Origin of the sequence: Bradyrhizobium sp. LTSP849 (assembly GCF_000938255.1) — a bacterium.
In the GTDB taxonomy this organism is placed as follows: domain Bacteria; phylum Pseudomonadota; class Alphaproteobacteria; order Rhizobiales; family Xanthobacteraceae; genus Bradyrhizobium.
On record NZ_JYMR01000054.1, the window covers coordinates 60,015 to 86,986 of the forward strand.

Annotated in this window: 33 protein-coding genes and 1 pseudogene; 17 read left to right on the plus strand and 17 right to left on the minus strand. The window is 56.5% G+C overall.

What is annotated here, in order from left to right; all coding sequences use genetic code 11:
• The first annotated feature begins 98 nt into the window (after positions 1-98).
• Both UB31_RS42900 and UB31_RS43065 read left to right on the plus strand, forming a co-directional pair.
• On the plus strand, positions 99-221 hold the full coding sequence (locus UB31_RS42900) for an ArdC-like ssDNA-binding domain-containing protein (RefSeq protein WP_082078736.1): 123 nt from the start codon (positions 99-101) through the stop codon (positions 219-221).
• On the plus strand, positions 218-373 hold the full coding sequence (locus UB31_RS43065) for an ArdC family protein (RefSeq protein ID WP_197090895.1): 156 nt from the start codon (positions 218-220) through the stop codon (positions 371-373). The genes UB31_RS42900 and UB31_RS43065 overlap by 4 nt, the downstream gene beginning before the upstream one ends.
• A 665-nt stretch (positions 374-1,038) precedes the next feature.
• On the opposite strand, the gene UB31_RS41850 is transcribed toward UB31_RS43065, so the two are convergent.
• Genes UB31_RS41850 through UB31_RS35670 form a run of 6 tightly spaced genes read right to left on the minus strand, consistent with a single transcriptional unit; the run spans position 1,039 to position 7,414 of the window.
• Complete coding sequence (locus UB31_RS41850; RefSeq protein ID WP_045014238.1) at positions 1,039-2,097, minus strand: TIR domain-containing protein; 1,059 nt, start codon at positions 2,095-2,097, stop codon at positions 1,039-1,041.
• Between the two features lie 27 nt (positions 2,098-2,124).
• Positions 2,125-3,594, minus strand: coding sequence for a dsDNA nuclease domain-containing protein (locus UB31_RS35650; protein ID WP_156175703.1), 1,470 nt, complete (start codon positions 3,592-3,594; stop codon positions 2,125-2,127).
• Between the two features lie 9 nt (positions 3,595-3,603).
• Entirely contained in the window at positions 3,604-4,476 is an 873-nt protein-coding gene (locus tag UB31_RS35655; protein WP_045014240.1) for an SMODS domain-containing nucleotidyltransferase, read from the minus strand.
• A 3-nt stretch (positions 4,477-4,479) separates the two neighbouring features.
• Complete coding sequence (locus tag UB31_RS35660) at positions 4,480-5,925, minus strand: HesA/MoeB/ThiF family protein (protein WP_045014241.1); 1,446 nt, start codon at positions 5,923-5,925, stop codon at positions 4,480-4,482.
• Complete coding sequence (locus UB31_RS41855) at positions 5,922-6,377, minus strand: hypothetical protein (protein WP_156175704.1); 456 nt, start codon at positions 6,375-6,377, stop codon at positions 5,922-5,924. Before UB31_RS41855 ends, UB31_RS35660 begins: the two co-directional genes overlap by 4 nt.
• An 8-nt stretch (positions 6,378-6,385) precedes the next feature.
• Positions 6,386-7,414 carry a Mov34/MPN/PAD-1 family protein gene (locus UB31_RS35670; RefSeq protein WP_156175705.1) on the minus strand — a complete coding sequence of 343 codons (1,029 nt, stop codon included), beginning with the start codon at positions 7,412-7,414 and terminating at the stop codon, positions 6,386-6,388.
• Positions 7,415-7,642: 228 nt separating this feature from the next.
• Between UB31_RS35670 and UB31_RS35675 the strand changes: the two genes are divergently transcribed.
• Entirely contained in the window at positions 7,643-9,121 is a 1,479-nt protein-coding gene (locus UB31_RS35675; RefSeq protein WP_045014294.1) for a hypothetical protein, read from the plus strand.
• Between the two features lie 21 nt (positions 9,122-9,142).
• Complete coding sequence (locus UB31_RS35680; protein WP_045014244.1) at positions 9,143-9,793, plus strand: hypothetical protein; 651 nt, start codon at positions 9,143-9,145, stop codon at positions 9,791-9,793.
• Here the strand turns inward: UB31_RS35680 and UB31_RS41860 are convergent.
• The 3 genes from UB31_RS41860 to UB31_RS35695 all read right to left on the minus strand — a co-directional run bounded on the left by UB31_RS41860 (position 9,749) and on the right by UB31_RS35695 (position 12,037).
• Positions 9,749-10,090 carry a hypothetical protein gene (locus UB31_RS41860; RefSeq protein ID WP_156175706.1) on the minus strand — a complete coding sequence of 114 codons (342 nt, stop codon included), beginning with the start codon at positions 10,088-10,090 and terminating at the stop codon, positions 9,749-9,751. The two genes, UB31_RS35680 and UB31_RS41860, sit on opposite strands and share 45 nt — an antisense overlap.
• Positions 10,091-10,432: 342 nt before the next feature.
• Positions 10,433-11,128: a hypothetical protein gene (locus tag UB31_RS35690; RefSeq protein WP_156175707.1), complete on the minus strand. Its 696-nt coding sequence runs from the start codon at positions 11,126-11,128 to the stop codon at positions 10,433-10,435.
• Between the two features lie 3 nt (positions 11,129-11,131).
• Positions 11,132-12,037: a DUF4365 domain-containing protein gene (locus UB31_RS35695; protein ID WP_045014247.1), complete on the minus strand. Its 906-nt coding sequence runs from the start codon at positions 12,035-12,037 to the stop codon at positions 11,132-11,134.
• 101 nt (positions 12,038-12,138) lie between these two features.
• Between UB31_RS35695 and UB31_RS35700 the strand changes: the two genes are divergently transcribed.
• Complete coding sequence (locus UB31_RS35700; RefSeq protein WP_045014248.1) at positions 12,139-12,711, plus strand: hypothetical protein; 573 nt, start codon at positions 12,139-12,141, stop codon at positions 12,709-12,711.
• A gap of 7 nt (positions 12,712-12,718) precedes the next feature.
• On the opposite strand, the gene UB31_RS41865 is transcribed toward UB31_RS35700, so the two are convergent.
• Positions 12,719-12,925, minus strand: coding sequence for a hypothetical protein (locus tag UB31_RS41865; RefSeq protein ID WP_156175708.1), 207 nt, complete (start codon positions 12,923-12,925; stop codon positions 12,719-12,721).
• A 477-nt stretch (positions 12,926-13,402) separates the two neighbouring features.
• On the opposite strand from UB31_RS41865, the gene UB31_RS35705 reads away from it, so the two are divergent.
• Together UB31_RS35705 and UB31_RS35710 are read left to right on the plus strand one after the other, a co-directional pair.
• Positions 13,403-14,614 (plus strand): hypothetical protein, encoded by a 1,212-nt coding sequence (locus tag UB31_RS35705; RefSeq protein WP_045014249.1) that lies wholly within the window; start codon positions 13,403-13,405, stop codon positions 14,612-14,614.
• Between the two features lie 545 nt (positions 14,615-15,159).
• Positions 15,160-15,357 (plus strand): hypothetical protein, encoded by a 198-nt coding sequence (locus UB31_RS35710; RefSeq protein ID WP_045014250.1) that lies wholly within the window; start codon positions 15,160-15,162, stop codon positions 15,355-15,357.
• Here the strand turns inward: UB31_RS35710 and UB31_RS43070 are convergent.
• Both UB31_RS43070 and UB31_RS35715 read right to left on the minus strand, forming a co-directional pair.
• Complete coding sequence (locus UB31_RS43070; RefSeq protein WP_502691312.1) at positions 15,354-15,410, minus strand: hypothetical protein; 57 nt, start codon at positions 15,408-15,410, stop codon at positions 15,354-15,356. The genes UB31_RS35710 and UB31_RS43070 overlap by 4 nt on opposite strands.
• Positions 15,407-15,652, minus strand: a complete 246-nt coding sequence (locus UB31_RS35715; RefSeq protein WP_045014251.1) for a hypothetical protein — start codon at positions 15,650-15,652, stop codon at positions 15,407-15,409. Before UB31_RS35715 ends, UB31_RS43070 begins: the two co-directional genes overlap by 4 nt.
• 78 nt (positions 15,653-15,730) lie before the next feature.
• On the opposite strand from UB31_RS35715, the gene UB31_RS39990 reads away from it, so the two are divergent.
• Positions 15,731-16,333, plus strand: coding sequence for a hypothetical protein (locus tag UB31_RS39990; RefSeq protein WP_050044915.1), 603 nt, complete (start codon positions 15,731-15,733; stop codon positions 16,331-16,333).
• Positions 16,334-16,504: 171 nt separating this feature from the next.
• Here UB31_RS39990 and UB31_RS43075 read toward each other — a convergent pair whose 3' ends face one another.
• The 3 genes from UB31_RS43075 to UB31_RS35725 are packed head-to-tail and all read right to left on the minus strand — an operon-like array spanning position 16,505 to position 17,534.
• Complete coding sequence (locus tag UB31_RS43075; protein ID WP_502691314.1) at positions 16,505-16,579, minus strand: hypothetical protein; 75 nt, start codon at positions 16,577-16,579, stop codon at positions 16,505-16,507.
• 20 nt (positions 16,580-16,599) lie between these two features.
• Complete coding sequence (locus UB31_RS41870) at positions 16,600-16,782, minus strand: hypothetical protein (protein WP_156175709.1); 183 nt, start codon at positions 16,780-16,782, stop codon at positions 16,600-16,602.
• A gap of 59 nt (positions 16,783-16,841) precedes the next feature.
• Positions 16,842-17,534, minus strand: coding sequence for a hypothetical protein (locus UB31_RS35725; protein WP_045014252.1), 693 nt, complete (start codon positions 17,532-17,534; stop codon positions 16,842-16,844).
• A gap of 305 nt (positions 17,535-17,839) precedes the next feature.
• On the opposite strand from UB31_RS35725, the gene UB31_RS35730 reads away from it, so the two are divergent.
• From UB31_RS35730 to UB31_RS40950, 4 genes are all read left to right on the plus strand, one after another.
• Positions 17,840-18,415, plus strand: coding sequence for a tyrosine-type recombinase/integrase (locus tag UB31_RS35730; RefSeq protein ID WP_045014296.1), 576 nt, complete (start codon positions 17,840-17,842; stop codon positions 18,413-18,415).
• Between the two features lie 104 nt (positions 18,416-18,519).
• On the plus strand, positions 18,520-19,440 hold the full coding sequence (locus UB31_RS42340; RefSeq protein WP_197090896.1) for a hypothetical protein: 921 nt from the start codon (positions 18,520-18,522) through the stop codon (positions 19,438-19,440).
• 191 nt (positions 19,441-19,631) lie between these two features.
• Positions 19,632-20,201 (plus strand): hypothetical protein, encoded by a 570-nt coding sequence (locus UB31_RS39995; RefSeq protein WP_156175710.1) that lies wholly within the window; start codon positions 19,632-19,634, stop codon positions 20,199-20,201.
• Positions 20,202-20,295: 94 nt separating this feature from the next.
• A complete protein-coding gene (locus UB31_RS40950) occupies positions 20,296-20,691 on the plus strand; it encodes a DUF3768 domain-containing protein (RefSeq protein WP_082078738.1) in 396 nt (131 codons plus the stop codon).
• Here the strand turns inward: UB31_RS40950 and UB31_RS35740 are convergent.
• Positions 20,639-20,848: a helix-turn-helix domain-containing protein gene (locus UB31_RS35740; protein WP_045014253.1), complete on the minus strand. Its 210-nt coding sequence runs from the start codon at positions 20,846-20,848 to the stop codon at positions 20,639-20,641. The genes UB31_RS40950 and UB31_RS35740 overlap by 53 nt on opposite strands.
• Positions 20,849-20,955: 107 nt before the next feature.
• Here UB31_RS35740 and UB31_RS35745 point away from each other — a divergent pair, with 107 nt between their 5' ends.
• The 4 genes from UB31_RS35745 (at position 20,956) to UB31_RS35760 (ending at position 25,463) form a co-directional block, all read left to right on the plus strand.
• Complete coding sequence (locus UB31_RS35745; RefSeq protein ID WP_045014254.1) at positions 20,956-21,834, plus strand: dienelactone hydrolase family protein; 879 nt, start codon at positions 20,956-20,958, stop codon at positions 21,832-21,834.
• 1,045 nt (positions 21,835-22,879) lie between these two features.
• Positions 22,880-23,122, plus strand: a complete 243-nt coding sequence (locus tag UB31_RS41875) for a hypothetical protein (protein ID WP_156175711.1) — start codon at positions 22,880-22,882, stop codon at positions 23,120-23,122.
• 411 nt (positions 23,123-23,533) lie between these two features.
• Positions 23,534-23,746, plus strand: a complete 213-nt coding sequence (locus UB31_RS35755; RefSeq protein ID WP_045014256.1) for a hypothetical protein — start codon at positions 23,534-23,536, stop codon at positions 23,744-23,746.
• A gap of 748 nt (positions 23,747-24,494) precedes the next feature.
• Positions 24,495-25,463, plus strand: coding sequence for a hypothetical protein (locus UB31_RS35760; RefSeq protein ID WP_156175712.1), 969 nt, complete (start codon positions 24,495-24,497; stop codon positions 25,461-25,463).
• Positions 25,464-26,073: 610 nt separating this feature from the next.
• Here UB31_RS35760 and UB31_RS42970 read toward each other — a convergent pair.
• Positions 26,074-26,373 carry a hypothetical protein gene (locus UB31_RS42970; protein ID WP_349643881.1) on the minus strand — a complete coding sequence of 100 codons (300 nt, stop codon included), beginning with the start codon at positions 26,371-26,373 and terminating at the stop codon, positions 26,074-26,076.
• A 147-nt stretch (positions 26,374-26,520) separates the two neighbouring features.
• Here UB31_RS42970 and UB31_RS42975 point away from each other — a divergent pair.
• Positions 26,521-26,946, plus strand: a pseudogene (locus UB31_RS42975) (tyrosine-type recombinase/integrase); the annotation flags it as partial.
• Positions 26,947-26,972 lie beyond the last annotated feature (26 nt).

Consider the following 26,972-nt stretch of genomic DNA (forward strand, 5'->3'; position numbering starts at 1 on the left):
GGGGGGGGGTAAAATGCGCCCAACCTAGACGCGTTGCCCAACGCGGCTATGGCACCCGGCCGATCCTGGTCGCGTCAGCCAAAACAGCGAGGCGAGCCATGAAACGCGACCTCTACGCCGAGGTATCGGCGCGCATTATTGCAGAACTAGAAGCCGGCGTGGCGCCCTGGGTTAAACCCTGGTCGGCAATCCCCGGCGCGAATACCCGTGCAACGCCGTGAGCAATCGCCCCTACTCCGGATGCAACGTCATTCTGTTATGGCTGGCGCAGGCGGCCGGCTATCGCACGCCGCGCTTTCTAACATTCAAGCAAGCCTTGGAGTTAGGCGGCAACGTGCGCAAGGGTGAGCGCGGCACGAAGGTTTTTTCGTGAAGCAACTGCAGGTTCACGACAATGGCGTGGACGAGCTCTTCAAGGCGCCTAGTCCCGATGATGCTGGAATATACGTTTTTCAACGTCGACCAATGCGAGAACCTTCCGGATAGCATCAACACAGGCAAACCGATGCGCGTTCGCAATCCCGACGAGCGCGAATGAGTGGATCGCCCGCATGCACTCTTTGCGGGCCAACCAGCAAGCTTCCGTGACAAAGCCGTCCGATTCAGAACTGACTAGCTTTTGTTAGAAACCTTATCAGTCTAAGAACTGACTCCGTTTACGCCCAAAACTTGTCCGTTACCGAGTGGCTCAATTTGTTAAATTACGGCGCCGTGACCCGGCGGCTATGCCCAACATCTCAAGAAGCCCCGGCTCAAGCCGGCTCCTGCAAGCAGCGCTTGAGAAGGGGTATCTTCAGCGCGCCGACTTTGAAGTGCCTCGCCGTCCGGAAGCGGCGCCATGACGTGCCAGCTCGATTTGATACCCGTGCTGCGCAATCACGTTGCCCACGGCAATATTCATTTGCTTCCGCAAGGCGCGCTCGCATCCCTTCAGTTGTGCAAAGCCGTCATCGAAAAACTCTATCCTGCGCCCCCCATAACCGCCTTAGGGCAAGCACGACGACAGCCGCGCGCTCGCTCTTGATGGGTGTGGCGAAGTCAGCCCGCCTCGCGGCCTAAGGCACCATTTGATTGCAGGCGCTTGACGATCGCCTCGGCGGTCTGAGCCGGCGTCCATGCCGAGACATCGATGTAACCATCGATACTGAACAGTCCGGGCACGTGCGCCTGATCAAGGCGCAGGAGCATCACCGTTGCATCGCGGCGTTGCTTGAGGATGTCCCGGATCGCTCGCCATTCGAGGCCGCACCATTCTTTCTCGTTGTAGTCACCGCACAGGAATACGACGACCAGGTCCGAGTTCTCGTGATAAATGAGCTGCAACAGCACATCCAAATTGGGCCGCGCCAGCTCCGCGACATAATCATTGTCATAGAATACAGCATCGTTTCCGAGCTCGCCCTTGAGGTGCTCGGCGATCGCGCAGACGAACGGGCGGTGTTCGCCAGGAAAGGAAAGCGCAACTCTGAAGCGCTTTGTATCGATCGCCTGCGGCGCCGGTGCCTTGCGTTTCGCCTTGGCAAGCATCGCATCGATCGCAGAGAGAGAGGCCGCGTAAGGATCAACGCCAATCTTGGCTTCCATGAGGTAGCGAGGATGCGTTCGCCCGAGGTGATGCAGGAGATGATTGAGCCAAATCGCCAAACGGTTCGCATTGCTGCAAGAGATCGGCTTGCCCGTCGTTGACGGAGGAAGGTTCGATGTGAAATCGGCGATGGCTTGGGTCTTGATCCGCTCGCATTCCTTCTCGGAAAAGAGGTTGGCAGCGCGCTGCGCCATGCGAATGAAGTGGGCCGTCGGTTCGCCTTCCAGTAACCCGTAACAGGAGAACTGGCAGCCCCTTAAACCGGCCATGGCGAAGTTGCTGGTTTGCATATTGTTGTACAGTCGCATGACTGCATTGTCGGAGTCGTCGAGCTGGCCGTAGTACTGCCAGAGCATGATCTGGTGATTGGGCTTTCTGAACAGGCGATCGGTCGGAATTTTTTCTTGGGAGAAATACAGGATGGATAGCGAGAGATCCGGGAACTTCCCGGCCTCCTCCTCGAAGGCCTTTTGCAGCCGTATCAGTTCTGGTCGTTTATCTGGTGCCGGCATGAGAAGAGGGATGCGATAAAAAGGGGATCAGGTTTTCAAAAGGCAGCTTGGGACATAGCTGGGGTCTTGATACTCGAATAGCTGAACTTGCCCCATCGATGTAAGTTGCTGACCGAGGAATACCGAGAGCGCAAACGGCCCATAGAAAAAAAGCCTCGTCATGCGGAGTTGGCGTGCCTTCAGGAGCTTGCCGAATTCCTCCCGAACCGCCATGGCCATCGCCACGGCGTCGCCATCGCCGCCGATCGATTGCGCGCCCTGGCTTGGCGGCGCCATGAAGACGTAAGCTTGGGGTGCCGGCCCGGTGGACTCGATGTACCGCATGACATCTACGCGGCCATCGCCACGAATGTTCAGGCCAAGCACGAGGTCGGTGCCGTTTGGGTCGGCCTCCGCGATTTCCGTCTGCAAGGTGTAGCCGGGTGTCGGCGTCGCATCCGAGCGCCAAAACTCTTTTGCGGGCGGCTGTGGAATTTCGAACGTCCAACTGCCTACGGCCGGAAACGTTGCGCCGAGGGCAACGCCGGTTGAGAGGGCGCATTTTCCGCGCAGCCGGATCGTACGTACCGCGCCCGCCGCCATGATCTGCTTCCGCAAGGTATCGAGTTGCGGAACAAGATCGTTGGTCCAGGCATCGGCTGAAGGCGCCTTCCGCGCGGCCCGGTCAAAGAGCGGCGTCCAGTCCAGCTCGTAATCCGCCGGTGGCGTGAAGGCTTCCCTTGTCCAGTTATGAACCCAAAGCGTCACACTGGCTTCTGCCGACAAGTCCGCGAGAACAGCAGAGCGCAACAGCGCTTCGATCGAGGATTTGTCCAGCACCACGCCTTTGCTGGCGCCGACCTTGTTCATAAGGGCCGCGTAAGCGGGCTGGACCATCGCTCGAATCTTGCTCGCAAAATCGGGATGGCTGAGCATTCTCGCTATGAAGATATCAAGCGCTCGCTCATCATGCGCCAGATCACCGTATCCAATGTCAATAAAGACCTTCTCATGGATGAAGGCGATTTGTTCGTCGCTCAGGCCGACGGCCCGCATCCGCTGGTCGACATCGTGTTGTGTCTGCGCGAGCGCGGGAACCGCGTCGTCATAAAAGGGCTTGGCGTTACGAAAGCGCGCGAGGCCCGTTTCAACCGGCCGCATCTGCTGCGAAAGGCTTGGGCATGCCAGCCGGAACTCCTGGTAGGTGCCCGGCATGTCGGCATCGTATCTGCGAAACGCCTCGATCACGTCCTTGAATTCGGCGGGCGTGACGTCGTGGTCCTTGGTCTGGATGTGTTTCCGGCGCGACTTGCCTTCATCGACATAGCGGATGTCGATATCGCCGGTGCCTTCCGTAAAGATTTGATGGAACGAGCCATCTTGCAACCAGATCGGAAGATGGCACACCGTGTAGCGCGTTTGAAAATCAAAGCCCTTACCAGCATTCAAGCCGCCCATCGCGTCCGGCGACAGAAGGGATCCGGTGGTGTCGGGCGGTCCAGAGGGAGTTTTAGCCATTCCTTTCTCCTACGCCCCGAAGGTCGAGCCGAAAAGCTTTCGCCATAGCTTGCGGCTTTCGGCTTCATCGGTTGCTTCAAGCGCTTGGCGCGCGGTCGTAGCCGCCGCTTTCACCTGGTCGAGGAACGCATCAAACTCGGCGCTGTCCCAGCGCTTGGCAACATTGACGGTCCCTAAACCCGGGTCGGCAATGAATGGCACGGTGCCCAAGCCACGATAGAACCCGTAGGTCGAGTTGATCCCTTCGAGCACATTCACGACGGCCCGCGCGTGCGACGTCGGAAGCCCGATCGTCTGGTGGACGAGCGTTTCCAGGATGTAGGATTTCGGCTTCGATTTCTCGGTGGGAAGCCGGTCGCGCCAGGATTTGATCAGCTTGACGGTTTGCACGTAGTAACCGCCCGTATCCTTGTTCTTCTCGCTTGCGGCGCTGATCTGTCCCTTGGGATGCGACTGCACCCATTGCTTGGCGTCGCGATCCGGAATCCAGAGCGGACCGTCCTCGTAAACGGGCGTGCCGGGCACGATGTCAAGCCACACGCCCTTGGCACTAATGCCAATCGAGCGGCCTTGCGGTCGCGTCTCGCTGTAATATTTGTCGAGTACGCCCTGAAGCCAGGTGAGAACAACCTCGGGCTCGGAGCCGTCGGCATAAATATCCAGATCGAGGATGCACACCACATCGACGTCTTCGATGTTGTGGATGGCGGTATGCCGCCGATAGGAGCCCGTCAGGAATGTTTCCTCGTGAGCGTCCTTGGTTTCTTCGTCCGTCTTGAGTTCATCACGAACTTTCTCATGCGCTTTCTTGGCTGTCTTTACAGCATCGTCATCAGGCTCGCAGGAGCTGATACAGCGCGCGAAATCGGCAGAAAGCTCCACGCGTCACTCCTTTTCCGGAAGCGCAGGAAGCTGTGTTGAATCGAGGCCGTACGCCGCGGCAAGGCCGGAAAGGAAATCGCCGCAAACGGGACATTGCTCGTCGCGTTCAAAGTAGATGCCATACCAGCGATTAATCGTCATTTCATCGCGGCTCTCGCTCAAGGGAGGCATGTCGGCATACTGCGTGCCGGGTTCGGGCCGGTTGAGCCAGAGATACCACGGCGCATCGAAGTCGCGCTTGAGCACGTTGAGCGTGGAGGATTTGTCGGCAAGAAGTTCGAGCATGGCGAGCTTGGCGAGCTGCGTCGCAATGGGGAGCACATCCAGGGAAAGCCCTGGCTCCACGGCGACGGGGCGATCCGAATAGGCGATCGCGTCGGCATCATCCTGTGAAGATACCTCAACGTCGGACGCTTCGTCCGGCAAGGAAGAGACAAAGCATTGCTGGCACGGGGACTGCTTCGGGCGGACGCGAAGGATTTGCCCGCCATAGGCCCGGCGGAAGGCACCGCCATAGACGGCCGGCTTGTCGGCCGACACGCAAAGCTCGTTGATGAGCAACTTGCTCTGCCGGTTGTCGGTGCCACAAATGACGAGGTCGGAGGCTTGCACAAGCCCGGCGAGCACGTCGCGGTTCTCGAAACCGACGTCCATCACATGCACCTCGACCTGCGCGCCGGGATTCTTTTCAAGGATGAGATTACGCGTAACGTTCACTTTCGTCCGGCCCACTTGCGAGATTCCGCCCGGGTGCCGCACCACATTGCCAACCGACAGGCGGTCGCGATCCACGAGGATAAAGTGACCAACGCCGGATTTGGCGAGCTCTACCGCGACAAGGGCGCCGCCCGTTCCAAGCCCGATACACAGGACGGTTCGGTCTTTGAGAACAGTCGTTTCCAGTATGCCGGCGCGGCGAAGGTCGAGTTGCGGCTCAATATCGGCGAACACGACGTCGCGCGGGTTGGCCGCGGGCCCGGCGGGCTCAATCAGCTCGCCCCGGTACGCGATGTTGTCTGGCGATACGAAAACATCGGAGCGATGCGTTGGCTTGTCCGTGGGAACGATGGAAATCACGATTCCTTCGGAGGCCTGCCCTTGCTGCTGGCCGAGGACGAGCGTCGCTGCCGCATGGGTGCCGCTGCCTTGAATGCACAATTCCAACTGCGTGAGCGCGTCGCCGTCGTCCCATGAGCTGAAGCCGACGGGAAGAGAGCCGGCTTTGGTCAACGAGGACCACTTGTCGCGCAACCATCCCGAAGAAAGCGTGACGACGCCGAACATGTCGGCATCGTCAGCGGTGATATTGAGCGCCTGCGGGGTAGGCACGCCCTCGGAAACCGCGACGATCGTGCGCTTCGTCTTGTCGTAGACGAGCTTTGACTTGCCGGGTTTCCGCTGCGCGATGGCCTGCATCGCATCGCGGATCATCGAGCGTTGGTCGCTCATGCGGCCTCCTGCATGGTACGGACGAAGTCGGCGAGATCGCGCCCGGTGGCGAGGTGCTGCTCGTAGGCTTCGAGCCACAGCATCGCCTTGAGAAATACTTTCTGCAACACGATGCCTGCATGCCAGCGATCGGCGCGCCAATGGCAAATCTGAACCCAGCCCAACGTGTTGGGCTCAAGGGTGTGCATGGCGTGCGAGACGCCGAGCCGGGAAATGGCCACACCATTGAAATTCAGCAAGGGGTTAGGGTCGGTAATATAGAGTGACGGCCGTTGCGTCGGATAACTCGGCGGGATCATGCAGAAAACATGATAGTTTCTGCCCACGCTGGTCGTCGCTGTACCACCAGCGCTGTACGTATCATCCGCCGGGTGGTGAAAAACACCGAACTGCGTGAAGCCCTCATTCTGGAGAATTTGATTTTCAAGCGCCAAGCGCTGCCGCTGTGCCATTGTCCACGTCACGCAATACCTCTTTGGCCCTTTGCCGCACGATATACCTGCACGATTCCATTGATGTCGGGGACCACGAGCCCTACCGGTGCTTCGATTTGCTCTGCGCTGCCCGTCGCCCGATCGAGGCGATGAACCTCAAGCACATCCATCGGCCATTTTTGATCGATGGCGAACGCGAGGTGATGCGGCTCCTTCAATTGGGCGACCAGAATTTTTCCGAACGCCGTCGGATGCTGCTCAATGGGGGCGCCGCTCTCCCGCTCCAGGGCTTCGGCGAGATGCGTGATGGCGCGCTCGCGCGTCGCCGCGTCAACCGCAGGCGCGCTACCGAGGACAGGCGGCTCACCCGCATCGCCAATGCGAACACGATCCAGCGCAACGGGTTCCCATTCCTTGAGCGACTGCTCCGGAAACAAGCCGCGCGCGATCAACGCTTGCCGGACCGGGCTGCACCCGGCGTGCACCGTGACGCTCATCGCGACCGGCTCTTCCTCCGTGCCGAGGTCGTAGAACCATGGGTGAATGCGCACCGTGGGCATCTGGCGAGATCCTTCCGTTGTGACGATGATCTCCACCATCCCCGGGAAGGCGTTACGTTTGCCGAGCTGACGGATGCGCCTTCGATCGCCCGAACTCGGCTCCGAGAGGCCGAGCCGGTGATGGGAATGCCAATCGCCGAAATAACGAAGCGCCCAATCCGCCGCGAGCGGTTCGCTCAGTTGCCTGAGATAATCGACGTCCAGGCGGAAATGGGCGTTGTCGCGCTGTGCGTTCGGCCCTGCCTTCGTTGCGAGGAATACCGTTGGATTGTCCGGCCAGCGCCCAAAGAGATCGCCTCCCGTCTCGACGGTCCACGCTGCCGCTTCGGCGGCGATCGCGCGCAGCTCCGACTCCCAAATCACGAGTGGCTTGCTGGCCGCCGGACGGGCGGGAGGCGTTGCGGGCGCGCGGTCTACCCGCGGCGCTGGCGCGGACGGCGCCAGTGCCTTGGACCTGCGTCGGCCAAGAAAGCTGGTAATCCGCTTGATTACCATTCCGCCTCACCCAATCACTCAAAGACCCAACTCAACTACGAATCGGGAATACACCATTCTGCACCATGCAGCTGTCAAGAACAATGAGTGAACAAGACTTTTCCCCGTAAATCAAGATCGGCTATAACCAGCTGGCGAACCTATATTTTCTAGTGCCGGGTGGGCTGGCGGCTATGAGAATATGGCCCGTGGGGCAGCGCAGCGGCGAGGCCCGCGAGGAGGATCTTGGTGAAGCAGCTTACCGGACTTTTTCTCGGCGCCGGCGCCTCTTACGAAGCGGGATTGCCGCTCGTTTGGGAACTGACGAAAGAACTCAAGGAATGGCTGACACCTGACAAGCTGCGCGAGTTCAACAGAGGATGGCGGATTCAGGGAGGCGGCTATCCCGACGAGGTGATCGAGGACATGATTGTCTGCCTTGGGCGGCCGGAGATGCACTATGAAACGATCCTTGGCTATCTTGAAACGCAATGGCGCCGTCACCGCGCCCATGCGCTCGCGTATCACGGGCTCTATGTGTGGTCGGTCGAAATGGTCTACCACATGCTTTACCTCCGGCATGTCAACAACGAAGCGTTCCTTGCGCGGCAGCTTTCCGCCTATGACGGGCTGCGCGTGCTGGCTGATGAGAATACGCCCTTATGGATTTTCTCGCTTAATCACGACGTGATCATCGAGGCCATCGCGGCCCGCCTTTCAATTCCGCTTCACAGCGGGTTCAGCCCGGAGCGGAAAACCTTCGTCCGTCGTGATCGTACGGGAAAGCCGATCGGTGAGATTCAGGCGGAAGTGCTCACGCAGCAGGAGCATGAACACGGCGCCATGCGTTTTGCGAACCCGGCGGTGCCTGGAATCTACCTCCTCAAGATTCACGGCGCGCTGGACATTTTCACGTTTAACGACGGCAAGGACCTGCTGAAGCTCTTACCGAACGCGCCTGGACAGCAAGGCGTGATTGACGTGCTGCGCGCCGTCAACGAAGGCCTGTTCTATGAGATTCCGGACCATCCCGGCGCGGCGAAGGCGGCAAACGAGATCTGCTATCCGGATGAACAGGGCGTGATGCAGTTTCTGCGGCGAACGTTACTTGCGGGTGCCTACAAGTTCGATGCCCGAAGCCAACAGGTCCTTCCCAAAAGCATGCTGAGGCATTTTCAGCAGAACCTCAATTTCGTCACCACGCTCGTGTGCATCGGCTACGGCTTTGGCGATCTGCATATCAATCTCGTCATCCGCGAATGGCTCGAATTCCACCCTGACCGGCGCCTCGAGATCGTGAGTCCCGATGCCCGTGACGCGCCAGCCTTTCTTTTGCATCTCGTGTCACAAGTACAGATCACGGCTGCCGCGGCCACCGATTGGCTCGACAACCGTGCCGGCATCGTTCGTACTTCCCGCGAGCGTCTGGAGCGGCGCATCGGTGAAAATCTCCGCAAGCTCGGCAAAGAAAGGGGCGCGGAAGGATTGAACGCCTTTATTCGCCTTCACCGCGACCAGGCCGCGAAGGGCTTGGCCGAAAAACTTCGATCACTCCCCGTCATCGATGGACAGCCGGATGTCGCGGCGCTTGGAGATCCGGCCTTGGTTGGCAAGCAATGGGCTGCGGAATTGCATCTGACACCAGAAGATCAACTGCATCAACTTCTCCAGTATTTAGAAGCCATGCGGACCGGCGGGCAACCGCCAAGCGGCCTTGGATCGGCCTAACGAAAATTACGGGGGGAAGCGGTGGGTACAAAGGAAGACGACGAGGAGCGGCAGGAGCGCGCCTATCGCCTCATAGGCGAAATCGTCGACGGCATCGTCGCCCAGACCTGTGCAAGGCACTACCTGGCGCCGACGCAAGAGCACCAGTTCACGAGCAAGATTACGGCGCTCATCGAACGCGAGCTCCACGACATGGAAGTGCAGGGAATGCACGTCAAGGTTCACGCACAGGATTTCCCGGACAAAGGCAAAGGGAGCTGGGAGAAAAAATCGGGCGCGGACGTCTATATTTCACTCGTCGTGGATGCTCCCGACTATCACGTCAATAAGGGAATGATTGTTCAGTCGAAGTGGGATGACTCGAAAGATCGCAAAGGCCTCGCCGCGCAAGTAAGCGACATGAAAGACCGCACGAATTCTTCCTATGTTTGGGCTTATGGGCCTTCAAGCATCACGGTCGTTCCCGCAGACGATGTGGCAGAGGGCAAGCTCGACTTTTCCAGCGCGATGACGGTAGGCCAGCTCGTCTCCGAAGGCCTTCGCTGCCACGAGGGCGATCCCAGCTTGGGTCGTGATTTGAGCATGCCGATCCCGCAATCGCTCACGGCGATGATGTCAAAGTTGGCCCTAAAGCATGCGCTCGGCATCACGCTCACGGAAGGGCCGGACTGAATGTTGCGAGAAGCGCAGATCTTGGCGATGACGACGCAACGCGCGGCGGCGGCCAAGGACGCGGTCATCCGAGGATGCCGCAAGCTGCTCAAGCGAGATCTGATACTTCTCGCCATTGGCGCGCACGAGCAGGCAATCTGTCATCGCCTCGCCGTGTACCTTGAGCCGTTTTCTGACCTGAATGTCGATTGCGAGTACAATCGGCAACGCGTGCATCCGAAGTCGATACGCGATGGCAAAATAAAGCCCGACATCCTTATGGTCGCCGGGGCTGTTCGCTAGAATCTTGTCGGGCACCTTGCAGCAGCCGTACTACCAAAGGAGCTTGGCCCACTTTTCGTCACCCTGCAGCGCCTGCAGAAGCCCGACGATGATGGTGGCATCGAGGGCTTACTTGTCTTCACCTACCGCTTTGCGGATCTTATCGGCGATTGCTGCTGGCAACTGGTCGGTGCCATCCAGCAATGCTCGGACCCGAGCGCCCAAGATTATCGAACCTCTAGGACAACCTGCTGCATTTCAAGATTGACCAGCTTGAACGGCACACCGACCGGGCGACCGTCAGGCCGCTTCGCCGCTGATAGACCGCTGTTCTTTGCCACACCCCATTATGCACACAGCCAACCGAAGGTTGGCAACTTAGAAGAACGACCCAAAGTTCTGCGTCAATGTTCGCCAGAGGATCTGGCACACTCTCCAGAATACGCCCGCTGACGGGATGAGAAAGCAGACGAAGCCGATCGAATAGAGAATGGCGGTTAGGACACGCGAAATGGGGTGAAGCTCGTCCAGGTATCGGTAGTAGAGATGCAGATAGCCAAGATACATCTGGCGCTTCTGTGCCTCCGTCTCGGACTGCCCATCCGGGTTTGTCTTCTTATAGCGCTCCCTGATTTCCCAGTACTCTTTGAAAAACTTGTCGTTGTTGTGCGTGAAGGCTTTCTCGATATCGACCATGGGAAAATCGCCGCTTACGTCCTTCACCGCGGAAACATATGCGTTGGCGGAGCCGTAGTATTTGACGGCATTCGGGCAGCGCCAGGAATAAATGGTCACTGCAGCGGCGATGGCGCAGAGACCGAAATAGATCAGCAGCAGCCTGGGCGAAACAGCCACGTCGTTCGGAGAGCCACCCAGCTCACGGATGACATGAAGATAGTCTGAGATCTTGGCATTGAAGATGATCAGGTAGCCGATCAACGGGATAAGCACCGTCATACGGGCGGCTGGAGAGCTACTGACCGCCCAGAACCGCGACCAGACCACCTGTCGGAGATGAAGCAAGGAGATGCGATCCATCATCCCAAACCATTTCCGAAAGCTATCAGGCTTCATCTGTCACTTCTCGTCGTAAGGCTCACCCGAGTCTTCCCTCAGCGAGCGGTAGTACTCTTCGGCTTCGCCATCGAGAAAATTGTCATCAATTACCTCGGGCTCTTTGATCTCGATGCCATTCTCGTAATATTCCTCAAGCGTCAGCATGGCCTTGCCGACGTCACTGAGCGTCACGTTGATCTTGTGCTCTTCAACCTCCTCGGCTCCGGATCGCTCCGGCTCTTCGTCGAAGTATTCATATGAAAGCCACGGCCAGACGTCCGCCATGTATTCGTCCAGGCTATGTGTCGGTATCCATTGCGAGACGATGTAGTCGGGGTCACCGTTATCAATCTGGTCTGAGTCGAAATAGATTTTGCAATCTCTGAAGCTCAGGCTTTTGTTGACCCACTCCTCAATGACGAAATAGATCTCGAACTTGTCGGCGAACTTACGGATCATAGGTAGGTCGAGGGTGAGCCGGAGCTTACGGAACGCCGACGCGTCCGAGACACCCCGCGCCAGAGCTTCCGCGGCCGATGCATTCAAGATCTGGTAGGGCGGTATATCGATAGACCATTTGCCGCCTTTGCCGTATCGGATGGCGCTGGTGTCCACGCGCTGCCAGAGCGTCAGATCGGTTTCGGGATCGTGGAGGATGATGGCCACAGGCAGTGAGTGGCCGCGCCAGTAACGTAGGTGGCGCTCTTCCCCATAGTAGACATAGTTGTCGCCGCGCTTCCGGAAGAACGATTTTCCGCTCTTGATCTGCAACGCCAACAGCCGTCCCGTTGGCTCCTTTTCGGTCGCGATTTCCACCTGGGCATCAATTCCGTAGTCCACCACGGTCTGCTCGCGGAATATCCATCCCAGCTCCTTCGTGAATATCTGCCCGACGGCGTTTACGCCTTCTCGATCCGTTTGCTTCATGCCTTAATCTCGATGACCTGAGCTGTTTATAGCGTGGTGACAGCAACTTACAATTGCGCCATCATGCGCGCCGCGAAGACTTTCAAACCGATGGCGGGCCGATGTCCAAGGTGTCCAAGCTCAGGGATTTGACGACCAAGGCTGCCTCCGCCGACCATCAAGAAGCGTTCGACGAACAGACTGCTGACGATGCCGATGACCGAAGCTTCTGCTTGCTTTTATCGGCGATGCTTGAGAACTCACTCGACCAGGCCAATGACCACTGGATTGGCGAGCAGACTGAAGACGTACGCAAAGCGCTGTACGACCAAGACGGCCTATTGGCCACGTTCGCTCGCAAAATTACCTTCGTCACCGTCATTGGTATCGCCGGACCTGTCGCGCGGGAAAATCTCCGCCTGCTGCGCCACGTCCGCAATGCTTTCGCCCATGCGAAACTCCCAATCACTTTCGACACGCCAGAGGTTGCTACTGTCTGTGCCGATCTGGTCCGTATCAATATCTTCGACCCGCCAGAAGAACCGGATCAAATGCCCGGCCTGACGCCGCGCAAGAGATTCCAGGTTGTTACAAACGAAACCATGATGCGGCTACTCAGCTCGACTGGCTTCAAAGTCCTGTTTTGGGACGACGACGGAGTTGAGAAGACCATCATAGGCGGTGCTCTTCCCTAGCCGTTCGTCATCTCCCAAGATGAGGCAGCGCATATCGTACAAGAAGGCCGCCGAGCACAGTCCCAATGCTAACCAGCCAGCCCCACAGAAAGGGTCTACGACCAGAAGCTTTGTTTGCCAGCCTGAGTTGGATGAAACCGCCCCAGTATTTGCCGTAGTGCTTTTTGAACTCGCCAGTCTGCTTGGCGATCTCGACCAAATCCGAATCGGACAACTCGACCTCCTCTATCCATCCGTTCCGTCGGGACTACCTTCCGCGGCGTTAAGTGAGCAACGCACCCGCTCAAACCGCAACGCACCGGCCTAATCGCCAAACAGTTGAGCCCACGAAACCATACGGCGTCGCGCCGTCGAGCGGCAACCCACGGTCCGAATTTCATCGATTTTGCAGTGGTTTAGCTGCTGCTGGGCTAGTATAGCATCGAACGTAAGACTCGCTGCCCACAAACGACAAGGGGCGGAACTAGCGTCCCGCCCCTGTTGTACCGGTTTGAATCTGTTGCCGATTATAAAGTTAAACCACTGTTTTGGTCTACGGCGCAAGCGCCATTTCGGCTTTGCAGAAGAAAACCATTTTGCGTGCTTAGTGGGAAACAACCATTGCGACCAACTACCGGTTGACCGGATAACCGACCGACCTACCTTGTCCTATTCCTGCATCGCTGCCTTTGATTCGGACGAGGACGTTTCTATGTCGGACTACCTGTTTTCGGACCATCGCTTGAGCGAGTATCTGCACCAGCTGGGTCGAGACGCAAGCAACGCTGTCGCCGGCATGGACCCCGAGGATATTCTCCAGAAACCCGCCGACGACCTTGCTGACATCATCGAGGCACATTACCGGATTCAGATTCCTGCACTTCGCCGCGATCAAGAGGTTCTTAGTGAGCCCCGCGAAATCATGCAGCAGGTGATCGACTATGGCCGCGCCATCACCGTACCTGCACTGCAACTCACTCTGACCGTGCCCTTCGAGGGTGACAGTAAGTTTTTCCGATATCAACCCAACACCTTCACGTCGGCGCCTCCCACAGCGACAATTGGGAACGGCAGGAAGCTGGTCGTTACCGTCATAGGTCGGTCTCTCGACGGCGCGCAGGTTCGCAGCACCTTTGAGCAAACCTTGTCCGAAATCGACCGCTATCTCGGTTGGCAGCGCGAGATGGCCAATCCGCACAACGACAGTCTTCGCAAGAACGCACTGCGAGATATCGCGGCCCGGAAGGAGAAGCTTCTGGCTGCCCGAAGCATGGCAGCCTCAATCGGGCTGAATATGAAGCCTGTCTTGCCCATCCCTAGCAGCCACAAGGCACCCCAAATCCAACGCAAGCCTGTGCCTCCCTCCCTATCACCCGAGAAGCGGAAGGCGTTTGTCTCCGAGCCCGAACTGGTCGAGGCCGACTACCAGCACATCCTGCAAATCATTGAGTCGATGGCAAAGGTCATGGAGCGCGGTCCCGAGGCCTTCGTGCACCTGGACGAAGAAAGCGTGCGCCAGCACTTCCTGCTTCCGCTAAACGGGCATTACCGCGGGGATGGGACAGCCGAGGCTTTCAACAACTCCGGAAAGACCGACATCCTCATCCGCGTCGAGGACCGCAACGTCTTCATCGCCGAATGCAAATTCTGGGGCGGCGCGAAGGTGTGCCATGACGCCATCGACCAGCTCTTAGGCTATCTCACGTGGCGGGACACAAAAGCCTGCCTGATGATGTTCAGCAGGCTGAAGGAGTTCAGCTACATGCTCGGCGAGCTATGGAAGAGCGTTGAGAGCCACCCGAACTTCATGAAGGAAGAACGCAAGGAAGGCGAGACACGGCGGAGGTACACGTTCCGGAGCAAGAATGACCCAGACCGCTTGCTAGTCCTGACTGTGCTGGCATTCAACGTTCCCAAGGCGTGAGCACGTCCGGACCGCTAAGGAAGCGTCGGAAGCCCAGATACCAGCCAAAGGTACGCAAATGATTAGACGGTACATCCGCGTTCATGAGCGCCTAGTCATCAAGCTGGCGAAGTCGCCGGCCATGCAGCGGCCGCCAGTGGTTCGCTCTGGGCGTTGACCGCGATGCAGGTCGCGCTCTGGGTCGGCTTGGGCCTGACCCTGTATGCCCAGTACCGGAGCGGCGGGCTCTAAAATTTTTCACGACGGCCTTGAACTATTTAGGCGGCGTCCTAGCTTCCTGGCAAGCCGCCTTGCGACATGCAATAAGCGTCACACCTCAAGCTAGACCACGCTGGTCAGGCGAGGTGCAGCGCCCGCCGCTGGTATGTAGGATTTGTAGTCTTACGATCGAGGCTCGACCGTCCCTTCAGTGTAGATTCTTCCTCCCTTGGCGTCGGTACGCCTTCGGAGATCAACTTTCGGCCTGTCCGGAAGGTGGTCTTCGATGCTCGGCGTTCCCGACATCGCGGACTTCTTCCCAGGCCCTCACCGAAGGGACTACCGCGATGCATAAGGACTACACCTACGTCCACCGCCTCTACCTTGTTGCTCTGGTGCTTCTGACCTACGGCGGCCTGATCATGTCGGCTGGCGTCATTTCCGGTGACATGCACCGCGTAATCGATATCTACGACTACGTGATCCGCGCCACCGTGATCGCCTTGGTCGGTACCTCCATCTTCAAGTTGTTGAAGGAGGACTAAGCCGCCCGAAAAGCATCCAGAGGCTTACCACTCTCGGCCATCTCGGCCTTCAGCCAGTTTGGTTCGGCACCGCGGCCCGCCCAGTCTTAGACGGGTCGCGGAGGCTGCGATACTTGACTGCGGCCGAGATTGGTTGCTTGCCCTCGCCCGGCTTGAACCCGAAGGCCTTGATCTCGGCTTCCAACTGGAGGCGCCGAGCGTCCTTAGCCGCCGCGAGCAATGCGGTGATTTGCGGGTACGCCTCGATCATCTCGTCCAGTGACAGCGCTTTGAAACTCGCTACGATATTGCCCATGCAACCTCCGCGGATGTGCCGCAGGCTAGGCCTGCGCCGAAGACGGCCAGGTTGGCTTGGCGGGCAGAAAGGTGCGCTATGGCGAAGAGGATAAGGGCGAGGGTTCAGGAGACCCGGCACGTTCGCCCGCACAACGACCTCGATGGCGCGGCCTTCTATCTCCAGAAGATCATCAGGGACAAGCTGGCGGCGAAGAACCAGGACGCGTTGTTCTATGACTGCATGGCTTGCTCGACCATGATCGCCTTCGCGTTCGAGGCTTATCTCAACTTCTTCGGCGCCGAACTCGTCGAGTCATGGGACGACTGGTGGAGCATCGACAAGAAGGAAAAGAAAGTGCTCAAGGCGCTGAAACTGAAGCCGAAGTGGAAGGTGCGGCCGTTCAGCAGCATGAAGGCGATGAAGGAGCTTCGTAACACCTTCGCTCACGCGAAGCCGCAGACCTTTGAGATGGATGAAGAGGTCATTGCCGAAGTCGGCGAGCTGGATGGCAAGCGTTACGACATCGGGCCGAAGTGGGAGAACTGCATGCCCGAGCCCGTTCTCGCCGCCTATGACGACCTGAAGGAAGTCTGGAAAGCAATGTTCGAGGCTTCAGGGCTGACGATGTTTGCAGCCATGGACCACGGTGACGGTGGCATAACCTTCATTGAGAACGTGGAAGACAAGACTACGGCTTAAGCTTCCGGCTGAATCCGCGCCCTCGCGTCAGCAACAAACTCTTGGTTGCGACCACCTTGTCGCTGCAGAAAATGCACCGGCCTTCACTGCACCAGCCCGTCTCAATGTGTTCAAGGGCGTTTTGAAGTCTCTCTTCAGATATATCGACGATGCACCACCGTTCCGGCTCAGTCATGGCTTCACAATCAGGAACGCGTCCGGCTTCTGCTTCAGCGCCTTCATTTCCTCCCGCATCCAGCGCGGCATCGAGCCCCTGCCCGACCAGGTCAGCTTGCGGTCTTCCTTACTGCGATGGATGGGCTTTGGGTCCGCACGACGCCTGCGGCCTTCTTATCCAGCCGCTCGAAGCGTTTGAACTCCCGTTCCATCATCTCGTCGTGCAGCTTGATGGCGTTAAGGTATAAGGTTTCTCTCAAACTCTTATCAGTTGGCGCGCCGGTCGATTTCAAAGATTATAGCTCAACCAAACAGCGCCACCCCGACATCTCTTCGGGCCGAACGTGGCCGATCATCCGTCAATCTTTACCGCCGACAGCACCGTGACTGTGGTGAATTCGCGGGCACCTCGTGCTTCCATGAAGGCTTGTCTACCTTGTGCGGCTAACGCGCATCTCGTTTTTCTAGACTCCCTTCCAATATGCGAAGCTAGTACTTCGGCGTATTCGCACTCGGGTTCTGTAGCAATTAGAATTGGATCATCGTAGTCGAACCATCTTAGTATCGATTCCACCGGCGTGCCTTCAAAAGGAATACTTGGAGCCTGAAGGCTCACGTCCACGATCAGTTCTCTGAAGACTCGCGAGGCCGTATCAAAAATCCCCGGAGACACGACGCCTATCGCTTGAAGAGTAATAATATCGAACAGCGGTCGCTTAACAACATCGGGCGCGTAAGTGATGGCCAGTTCAGTCAGATTTTTAAGAAGGCGCTTCGGCATTTTGTCTACGGTCAGGGATAGATCAATAATGGCATCAAGATACTCTTCGCGAGTTTCTCGCCACCTTCCGTCATCGTAAGATGGATGAAAATATTCACGCGATATTTTGTTGACCCGCTGCTGGTCCACAAGGATGGCTTCAGCAAGTTTAAGGAAAAACCTTTTTATATCCTTGTGAGTGAGCGTCTCGGTTGTCTTCACGGCTTCCGCTTCGCGGCCCTGCATGACTTTTAGAGAATTCATCTTCGTAGAATCGTTGCCCATTTTCGTGTCTCCTTCATTCGGTCTTAAAGAGACCTTGCCACTGCGGGTTGGTCTCAGCTGACTATTTTACAAGTTTGTTTTCTCACGCTGCGAATGCGGTTCGCTCGCGGCTCCACCGTCAGAACGCGTGAAATGAAGCCGCGAGGCGCTGGCTTTGCGATCACGACTAGATTTTGAGGACTGATTTTGGGTGGATGCACACTGATAAGAAAATTCTGAAACCTTATCAGTTGTGATGGTGCGATATTTCCATTGATCTTCGGCTCTGCCGCTCTAGAATCAAACATCAACGATTGCTGAGCGACATGTCGGGCAAGCAGGCTAAAATCCTATCGGCCGACCACATCGACGATCTCTTGTTTTTCGCCGAGCAGACGCGACACCCTCTTCGCAATCGGGTCATAGTGCTGCTCTCTGTCAAAGCCGGCCTGCGCGCCGCCGAGATAGCTAAGCTGACCTGGGACATGGTTTTAACGCCCACGGGCGAGGTCGGCCAGAGTATTGAGGTCCGCGACGGTATCGCCAAAAAACGTAGCGGCCGACTCATTCCGATTCATGCCGACCTACGTCTCGCTCTTGGCGATCTTCTTGTGTCAGGCTATCGCGAGGGCCCCATCATCCGCTCTGAGCGTGGCGGCGCAATGAGCCCAGAGAGCATTGTCGTTTGGTTTTACCGCAAGTTCGGCACCTTAGGCTTCGATGGCTGCTCATCCCATTCCGGCCGCCGCACTTTTATTACGAGAGCAGCACGCTCGGTTCATAATGCGGGCGGCTCATTGCGGGATGTACAGCTTCTTGCCGGCCATCGCTCGATTCAGACCACACAACGCTACATCGACGGCGATAGTGATGCGCAACGGAGGCTGATATCGTTGATTTAGCTATTCGGCCAAATGCTGCTCAGAGCGACAGCGTTTTGCGCAGTAAGCTCCAGCGACCGATCCAGATCATTAATCGAGTATGCGAGCTCGCTGGGTCGATAAACTTGATAGAGGACATCAAGGCGGATCTCGATGCGCACAATATCCAACAGGCCATCGACCAACGAAACACACCGCGGCTGTTTGACTGGCTAGTTACGAACTTCAGCTACCAAGGGGTCTCTGACGCGGTCGCCAGATCGTACCTCGACAAGCACGGAAGCGCGAGCTGGTCAGCAATACAGCGTGCGCTCCAACAGAACGTCTCCTGCCCTCGCTTGCGAAGCTATCGCAGTTTTCACGGATGTCGATACGACAAGACAAGTTTGACGTGCTCTGAGCCGGAACACATCGAACGATGTCCGCTACCAAACCATAAACTGCGCAACGGGCGCCTCAATCAAACGGCTTACAGCTTCTTTCTCTTTGTCCGCGATATCGCAAATAATGATCTCGTTGGCTGGATCAATCACCAGCTAACGGAGCAGCCATCGCTGTCGCCAACGTATCAAGATCCCCTTATCGCGCCGCTTCGCCACGTCTACGGCATATCGGACAAGATACTGTCGATGACCCTATCTTCGATTTTGCTAGGTGCTTCAAGCGGTCGGCCACATTGGTTTCAAGCCGGAGTCGACATGATCGCAATAGACACTCTCGTTCATAACTTTATGCATCGGACCGGAATTCTTGCTGAGAGTGGGCGGCCGCATACCTATGGGGTCGAATGCTACCGAGAGGGCGGCTGCGCTCAACTTATTAGATCCGTCGCCAGCAATATCAACGCTCAGCGCTTCAATTCGTCTTTTCCGATGACTTTTCCGCGTTTTGTGCAGCATGCGATTTGGCGGTTTTGCTCTGCCGAGGGCCTAAATTTCTGCAATGGCAACCGAATTGATGACCGAGCTGCGTGCCACCTGTTATTGCCAATTGTTCTCTTTATGTTCTCATTTAGTGCTAAAACCAGCTGCAAAACAGTTACTTAGGCCGATTGACTGAGTCAATACTTGTGCTAAGCTTTAGAAGTAGGCTTAAATACATTGGTCTACGATTCAATACCTGGAGATACTTCCATGCCGAAATATAGGCTGCCAACGCGGCAGCAGGAATACATCGAACATTCAGTCGCAGAGCAAGGGGCCCCATCGGGCCCCTTCTGCTTTTGAGGGAGGCGAGCATGACAAAGACAAACGACGCGACACCGCTTTTCGTCTTTGGGCTTGATGAAAATGGAAAACCTCGGGGAGCAAGGTTCTCCGAGGTGCGCGATGAAATCGTTAGCGCTGCGCTGAACATGAATTGCTGGGTCGTTCATCCCGCGGCGGAGGATTTCGTACCACACGGTATGAAGCTCCCGCTCGGCCGACTTTACGCTAGCGGCCGCGCCTTCATCCCAAATATTCGAAAGGCGCTCTACGACAAACTTCTCTTGACCAAAAGCGAGAATGCTCGGCGCCTCGAGAAAGAGAACTCGGCAGACTCCCCTCTGCCTGTCACAACGCACGCTAACGTACCGTGCGTCTCTCCCATCACTGCCGGTTTACCAAGAAATTGGGACGACATCGGTATTGGTCACATGGTTCTCATCCACGAGAGCGCAGAAGACGGTTGGTGGGAGACTGTCGTCGAGAACCGGGACGGCGAAATCCTCACCCTAAGGTATCGCGATTTCCCTAAGGCGCCCCGAGCTATCCGACACATCCACGCAGTCGCCCTGGTCAATCCGGGTCCAGCCACAGTCTCGTAAGAAAAAGCTCGTCGAGTTTGAGCCGATTGCCCGAACTCGACGTTCGTCAAGCCACCCCTTCCAAGATCCTCAAATCAATCTCTGGAGTTCAGCCATGTCAGACAATGACAAGGGACGCATTCGTGCGCTTAATGATGACCTTCGACAAAACCTCCTAGGCGGAGGCGCCGTGATAACACCTGGCATCGCTGCAATGGGTTCTGCTGCCGTGCAACGCCTCGTACAAACACTAGCAGTATTTGACAATTTCTGTAACGCGAATGACCCGCATGGAGAGCATGATTTTGGCGCCTTTGAGTTTGAGGGCGTACGGGTCTTTTTCAAGATCGATTACTTCGACAAGACACTCACCTATCTTTCGCCAAATCCGGCGGATCCCACAGTGACCGAGCGTGTCATGACATTGATGTTGGCGGACGAATACTGGCCCGGAACGGCTAGTCCGCCAGTAGCTTTACAAGCGGCACTGAAAGAGCTTCAGCAATCCTAGCCATCGCCAAAAGACTGGGATTGCGGCGCCCTCTCTCTATCCCACCGATGTACGTCAGGTCCAACTCGGACTCGAACGCCAATTTCTCTTGGGTCATGCGCCGTTGCTGCCGGATCCGACGGATATTTTTGCCAACAATCGCTCGCCAATCCTGCATTTGCAGGATGGAGCCCCACCGGGCATATAGTCTCTAGGGAATATAGTCCCTATCCTGCGATTTTCGTTCTTCCCCCGGAATCCCCGTCACAAGATGTGAGATCCCCTATGCGTCTGATCATGCAGTTGATGCTTCTCTTCCTGCTCACGGCCCCCGAGGCGAGCGCCGAGACCGTGCGAATAAAATGGCTGACCTCGGATCGTTCAGCACCTTGGGTGCCGGGCAACGATTACATCGATGGATGGACCAAGAACTTTATGGATGGCACCGTCGAAGAGCGCGGCAGAGTGCAGCAAGACGGCGAGCTTCTAGCCGAAATCATGTTTCCGAAGGACAAACAACTTCCAACGCCATTCGTGATCATACTCCATGGTTGCAGCGGCATGAATAAGACTCTAAACGCTTGGGCCCAGGACTACGGCGGTAAGCTCTTGGCGGCCGGGTATGGGGTCCTAGTCCTCGACAGCTTCAAAACCCGCGGTTTAGGGCCGGACGGTATCTGCAGTGACCCCAGCCAACTTGGCTGGGCTCGGCGGCGGGCTGACGACGCGTATGCGGCCTTGGACTATCTGCTCGCAAAGGGATTGGCTAAGCCCCAGCAGGTCTACGTCCTAGGTCGTAGCAATGGCGCCACGACCACTCTGATCATAATGAATCAGATCGTTGGCCGCCTCCACGAGCACAAGTTCGCAGGAGGCTTCGCAATGCAGCCGTCATGCCTGTACATGAACAAGGTCGAATTCTACGGGCCCGTCCACTTCTTTCTCGCAGAGAAGGATGAGGCAACAAATCCCAAACTGTGCCTCGAAGCCGCCTCGTCTCGTCGGGCAATCCCAGTGACGACAAAGGTTTGGAAGGGCGCGTATCACGCCTACGAAGACCGCGAGCCCATTCATGTGTTTCACGGCTACCATGTAGGGTATAATCGTGAGGCATCAGAAGGTACGCTCAAATCGATGCTAAGCGTCCTTAGCAGCGCGAGATAAGGAAACGCCGCAGCCAGCGCTACGAATGTTCGAAACCTAATTTTCTCGTCGGCAACAGTCGAAGGCGAGGATGTTATGTATATTGACGATTGTACCTTGGTCGGGTGTCCGCGTAATTTTCCAGCGGACGATTGGCGCGGCATACGGCAAGCCATCAGCTTGACGCGCGCCATGAAGCCCGGTTGTGTAGAGCCTTTGTATGGCTACTTAGCAACGCTTTATTCCATTTATCGTAGATGGCGATTGATCGGTTTTTCGAAGAAGCTTGCGCGCCGCATATCGCACAAATTTGCAATCGACGGACGAAATGCACATCGGGCCGCCTGGACCTTAGTCCAATCAACCCATCCAGATGCGGGGCGAAAGCAACACAGTCGGTGGACTAGGGTCCTAGAATTCGCCCACCAGTCGGACATCCCAGCCAAACAATTCTCCAGCTTCCTCAAAGCGAACGGCGGCATATCTGGCTGCGCTGCCTCAGCGGCTCTCCGCCGAAGAGGTTTCCGTAAGCCGTTACCAATTCCCCTATGGTGACAAGCTAGCGTCGAGGCTTTAGCGGCCTAGTTCGATGTCGTTTGCTAGCGCGCGAGGATTTCACAATTAATAGTTTTCGGGCCCTTCGTTTTTCCCGGCAACGAAATTTCTCCAGCGCGCGCGCTTTGGCGCCAGCCAAGAGGGCGACGCCCTCTCCTCCTGCAAACGCCAGATCGTCCAAGTAGAGCGACTGCATTATCTTGAACATCTTTACACGTTCTCCTGGCCGGAGCCTGGATTTACCCTGCTTAAATGCAGCCGCTACCTCGCCGCTGTCGTCGACTAGGGGATCCCCATCCGCCCCGGATAGGTCGCGGCGGCTGACCCTATATGCGTTGTTTGGCGGTTTCAGAATGTAGCCAACCACACGAGGAAGCGTGCGCTGACGCACTCTCTGTATCTTGACTGCGGGAACGCCGGGTATAATTGCCCAGTATCTTCCGGCCTTTTCTAACGTCCGAAGCCGCGCGCTCAGTTTCCCACGTGAGCAGCCCCACACGAGGGCATGCGTATGCCAGAACATGCATCTTTTCTCGTTGAAGCGAACACCGGCCTGCAGATTAGTGTAGTAGGCAGGCTCTATGAAGCCGATGTGCGAAAATCCCCTCAAACCATATCGCAAACGCGTTTTTATCTGCTCCAGATCCTCTTTGGTTGCGCTGGAAGTAACCAATCTCGCACACTCCAGATCAAGCAGGGTAACAAAGAAGATATTTCCTTTGTGGTAGACGCTGGACTCACTGCTGCAGAATAATTGCTCGACCTCATTACAAATTGCGGTTGCCCAAAGGACCCTTGACCAATGGTTTACTGCCAGTAGCTCCGGTCCGCGACGTGCCTCCAGGCAACTACGATCACTAAACGTAATCTTTTTCTGAATTCGAGCCGACTGAAACGCGTCCTTCAGGGCGTCATCATACGCGTAGGACTGTTCAGCAAATTTTGTCTCGTGGAAGAGCGCCATGCTTTGCCTATTTTAGATATTGAACGTCATTCCTTCACATCGTTCGCTTTCTCGGAATGCCTGGCTTAGAGCCTCCAACCCAAAGGATTGCGCTATGGATTTGGATATTCGAGCATTGATGTGTTCATACATACAATAACAGTACATCTGCCGGGCGTTCACCCGACCGCCTTCCAGAGTAATGCTCGTTCATAGTGACAAATGGCCAGCCGTTCATCTGCTAACGGCCCTGAGAACGGCACGGTCTCCCCAGACGACAAGATCCTCATCATCCTTGTTAACGAGATGGCGCTAACGAAAGGTCTCGCAGGCGATAAGAAGCTCGCTGACAGCCTCGTCTTCGTGCTCTTGAATGCGACCGTGTTTGAAGAGACCATTCACGTCTTCCTTTGTTGGGGCATGACGATCATTTAACAACATTGAACTGACGGTCTGGTTTGCGCAAAATCCTGCAATTCTCATTCACAACAGTGCAGAACTGGCTCAAAGTGCGCAATTTCAAAAAGGAAGTGTGTCAACAACAATAACAAGGCGCACATCACGACGAGTGTCCTTGCGCTACAAAATCCTCCCACGCGCATCGGGACAACAGATGTGCCCCGATGCGGATTTGTGACGCTAGCGAAGACCGGTCGATCTCAGCACGGGCGCGCCCCCCGGCCGGACGACCTAGGTTGAGCCGCTGCCTGTTTGTTTCGGCTCTTCAGGTAGTCTCGAAGATCGCGCGGCTTGACGCCCAGTTTAGTAGCTTGCCGCAGCTGCTTGACGTACTTGCCGCGGGTGCTTTTAGAGATTTTGGACGTCCCGCGTAATAAGGCTCCAAATAAGCAGATAGCCGGACCGGTCTTGAGTGCTCGCAATTTGCAAATGCGGCTTCGATCTCTTTTCTGAGTGCCCCTGGCCATTGATTTCCAATGATAGGAGTAGATTGGTTCGAGATATTTCACGTATGCGTACCGGCCATCCTCAAGTTCTAGCGATCGAGAGGTCTCCTCAATCTCGTTGAGAATGGCGTTGAGTCTGGGATATTGGGCGGCCGCGGCTGCCTGGGTTTTAGTGGGTACAAAGGGCATGGACGGTCTCCTATTGCAACGCCGGGATAGCGTATGAGGCGACGCTGGAGGATTTATAGCGCTATGGGAATCCTAACGGGAGCGTAGGAATGGGCGACATTGAATTGGAAGCACGACGAGGCCGAACTTCCGAAGGATTGAAATTTTTTCGATTCCTTCCGAAGCACGCCATTTGCGAATTAGCTGCCGCAAAAGGACAGTATTCCGTCTCCAAAGCGTATTCAGCAATTGCTCTCATCTTTTGGGCATTTTTGGACGGTCGCACCGGAACAAGGGAAGATCCCAAAGGTACTTCATTGATCTACACGAGCGATGCTCGCCGAGCCGGCAACCTGTTCTTGCTATTTGAATTGCATCGCCTTTTACCTCGGAAATCAGCACACCATGATGAAATTTCTGAAATTATGCGGATGTTCGAGGACACCGAGGGGTTCGCGAACGCAATTGTAGGCAGCTCTTCGGACGACCTGCTCCTCCGATGCCGTGAAAGTTGGAAAGTCATAAAATTTGTCGTTGAGATCGTAAGGTATATGGTGAGGGATGACGCGGCGCTTGAAGGCAGGCAGACTATTGAGCACGCAAAATACTTTCTTTCACAGTACCAGCACGTCACCGACTTTCCTGGATGGGTGCAGTCGGACGCGAGGGGACGCAGTATAAAAACGCAAGAAAAGATTTGGTCGCAATACGTCACAGCCGCGCCGGTGCTTTTCGCGATCCACTGTGATGAAAAGTTTCATTACGGAGCGTTCAATGAACTTGAATCAATCGTCGAATGGGTCAAATGCTTCTCTAGCGATCCCGCCCGGGTCGAACTCTTCTTACGAAGAGCCGCGAAAGTATCGAGAATCCTGCGTAGAAAAAGCGACGTAAGAAGGATACGCAAAGGGTACTTCAAGGGGATAAAGTCTATAAGATTGCGTGTTTCACCACTCACGGCAAGGCAACTCGCCTTCATCCAAAGGATGGACATTTCGTTTCGATCAAGCGACGGCAAAGACTATCGGCCCGAAGAAATGAAAAAGCCAAAGCGACCACGGATCCTACCGGAGACGTAGGATTCACACCTCGAACCGATCCGGCTAAACCGCAAGCAAGCTAGTTATTTGCTGAGGCGGTTTATGTCGATTGCCCACCTTCCGGCATTACTGGATGCGCTGCCCCGCAGATCCAAACATCATGCTGGGACATGCAATGAATTCGGCGATCATCAAAAGAATGATCGGCAAGACCGCCCGTGTCCGACTCGGCGCTCAACTGCACCTGCCGGTCACCCGCAATGATCGAGCGCGCAGATCGACCTTCTGATATGATGCCTTCGAACATGTCGGAAGAGGCCCCTCTTCGTTTAAAGGTCGCCGCTCAGCTGGCGTTCCCTGATGGTTCGATGACGGCTTCGGGTCTGCGCCGCGAGGCTGCTCGAGGCCGGCTGGAGGTCGAGCGGATTGCGGGAAAGGACTACACTACCTTAGAGTCGATTAGGAAAATGAGGGAACTATGCCGCGTCCAAGTAAAGGTGCAAGACTCTACAAACGAAAGGCGCGATACACTGACGGCAAACTCGTCCACCGTGCTGTCTGGATCATCAAGGACGGGTATAGCCATATCGCCACAGGATGCGTTGCGAGCTCGTCTGAAAAAAAGCCGCCAGCAAAAGCAGAGCAAGCCCTAGCGGACTACATCGCTCGTAAGTATCAACCCGAACGGCGCCGCCAAGACATTGAGGACATCGATTGTGCTGATGTCCTCTCGATTTATCTGACCGACATCGGCGAGCCCGGCGATCAGTTCGAGATCGAGGCCCGAATTGAGCGGCTCAACGACTTTTGGGGTAGCAAAAAATTGTCCGGGGTAAATGCGCAGACCTGCGCGGCCTACGTCAAACAGCGTGGCAACCGCGGAGGTGCACGCCGCGACCTCGAGACGTTTCGCGCTGCAATCAATCATCATGCGAAAGAAGGCTTTCACCGGGGCGTCGTGCGCATTTCGCTTCCGCCCAAGGGCGAGGCTCGCGACAGATGGCTTACACGAAGCGAAGCAGCAGCGCTGATCTGGCACTGTTGGCGCTATCGGGAGAAGCAGACGATCCATTCGGGGACGTCAAAAGGTGATCCAGTGACCACAAGCCGCCGGCCCCTGCGCCATATCGCCCGCTTTGTCCTGATCGGCCTATACACAGGCACTCGGGCAGGTGCGATAGCGACAGCGTCGCCCTATGCCGTGTCGGGGCGGTCTTACGTGGATCTGGAGCGCGGCATTTTTTATAGGAAGGCCATTGGCAAGCGCACGACGAAGAAGCGGCAGACGCCGGCGCCGATACCGCCTCGGCTGCTTGCCCACCTTCGACGCTGGCGGAACCGCAAGCTGATGGCGGAGTGCTTCGTTGAATTCAACGGCAAGCCGGTCTCCTCCGTAAAGAAGGGCTTCAAGACCGTTGTGGGGCTTGCTGGCCTACCGGGGAAGGTGACGCCCCACACCCTGCGCCATACCGCTGCGACATGGCTGATGCAGCGTGGCGTGCCAATTTGGGAGGCTGCAGGGTTCCTGGGTATGTCTCCCGAGGTCCT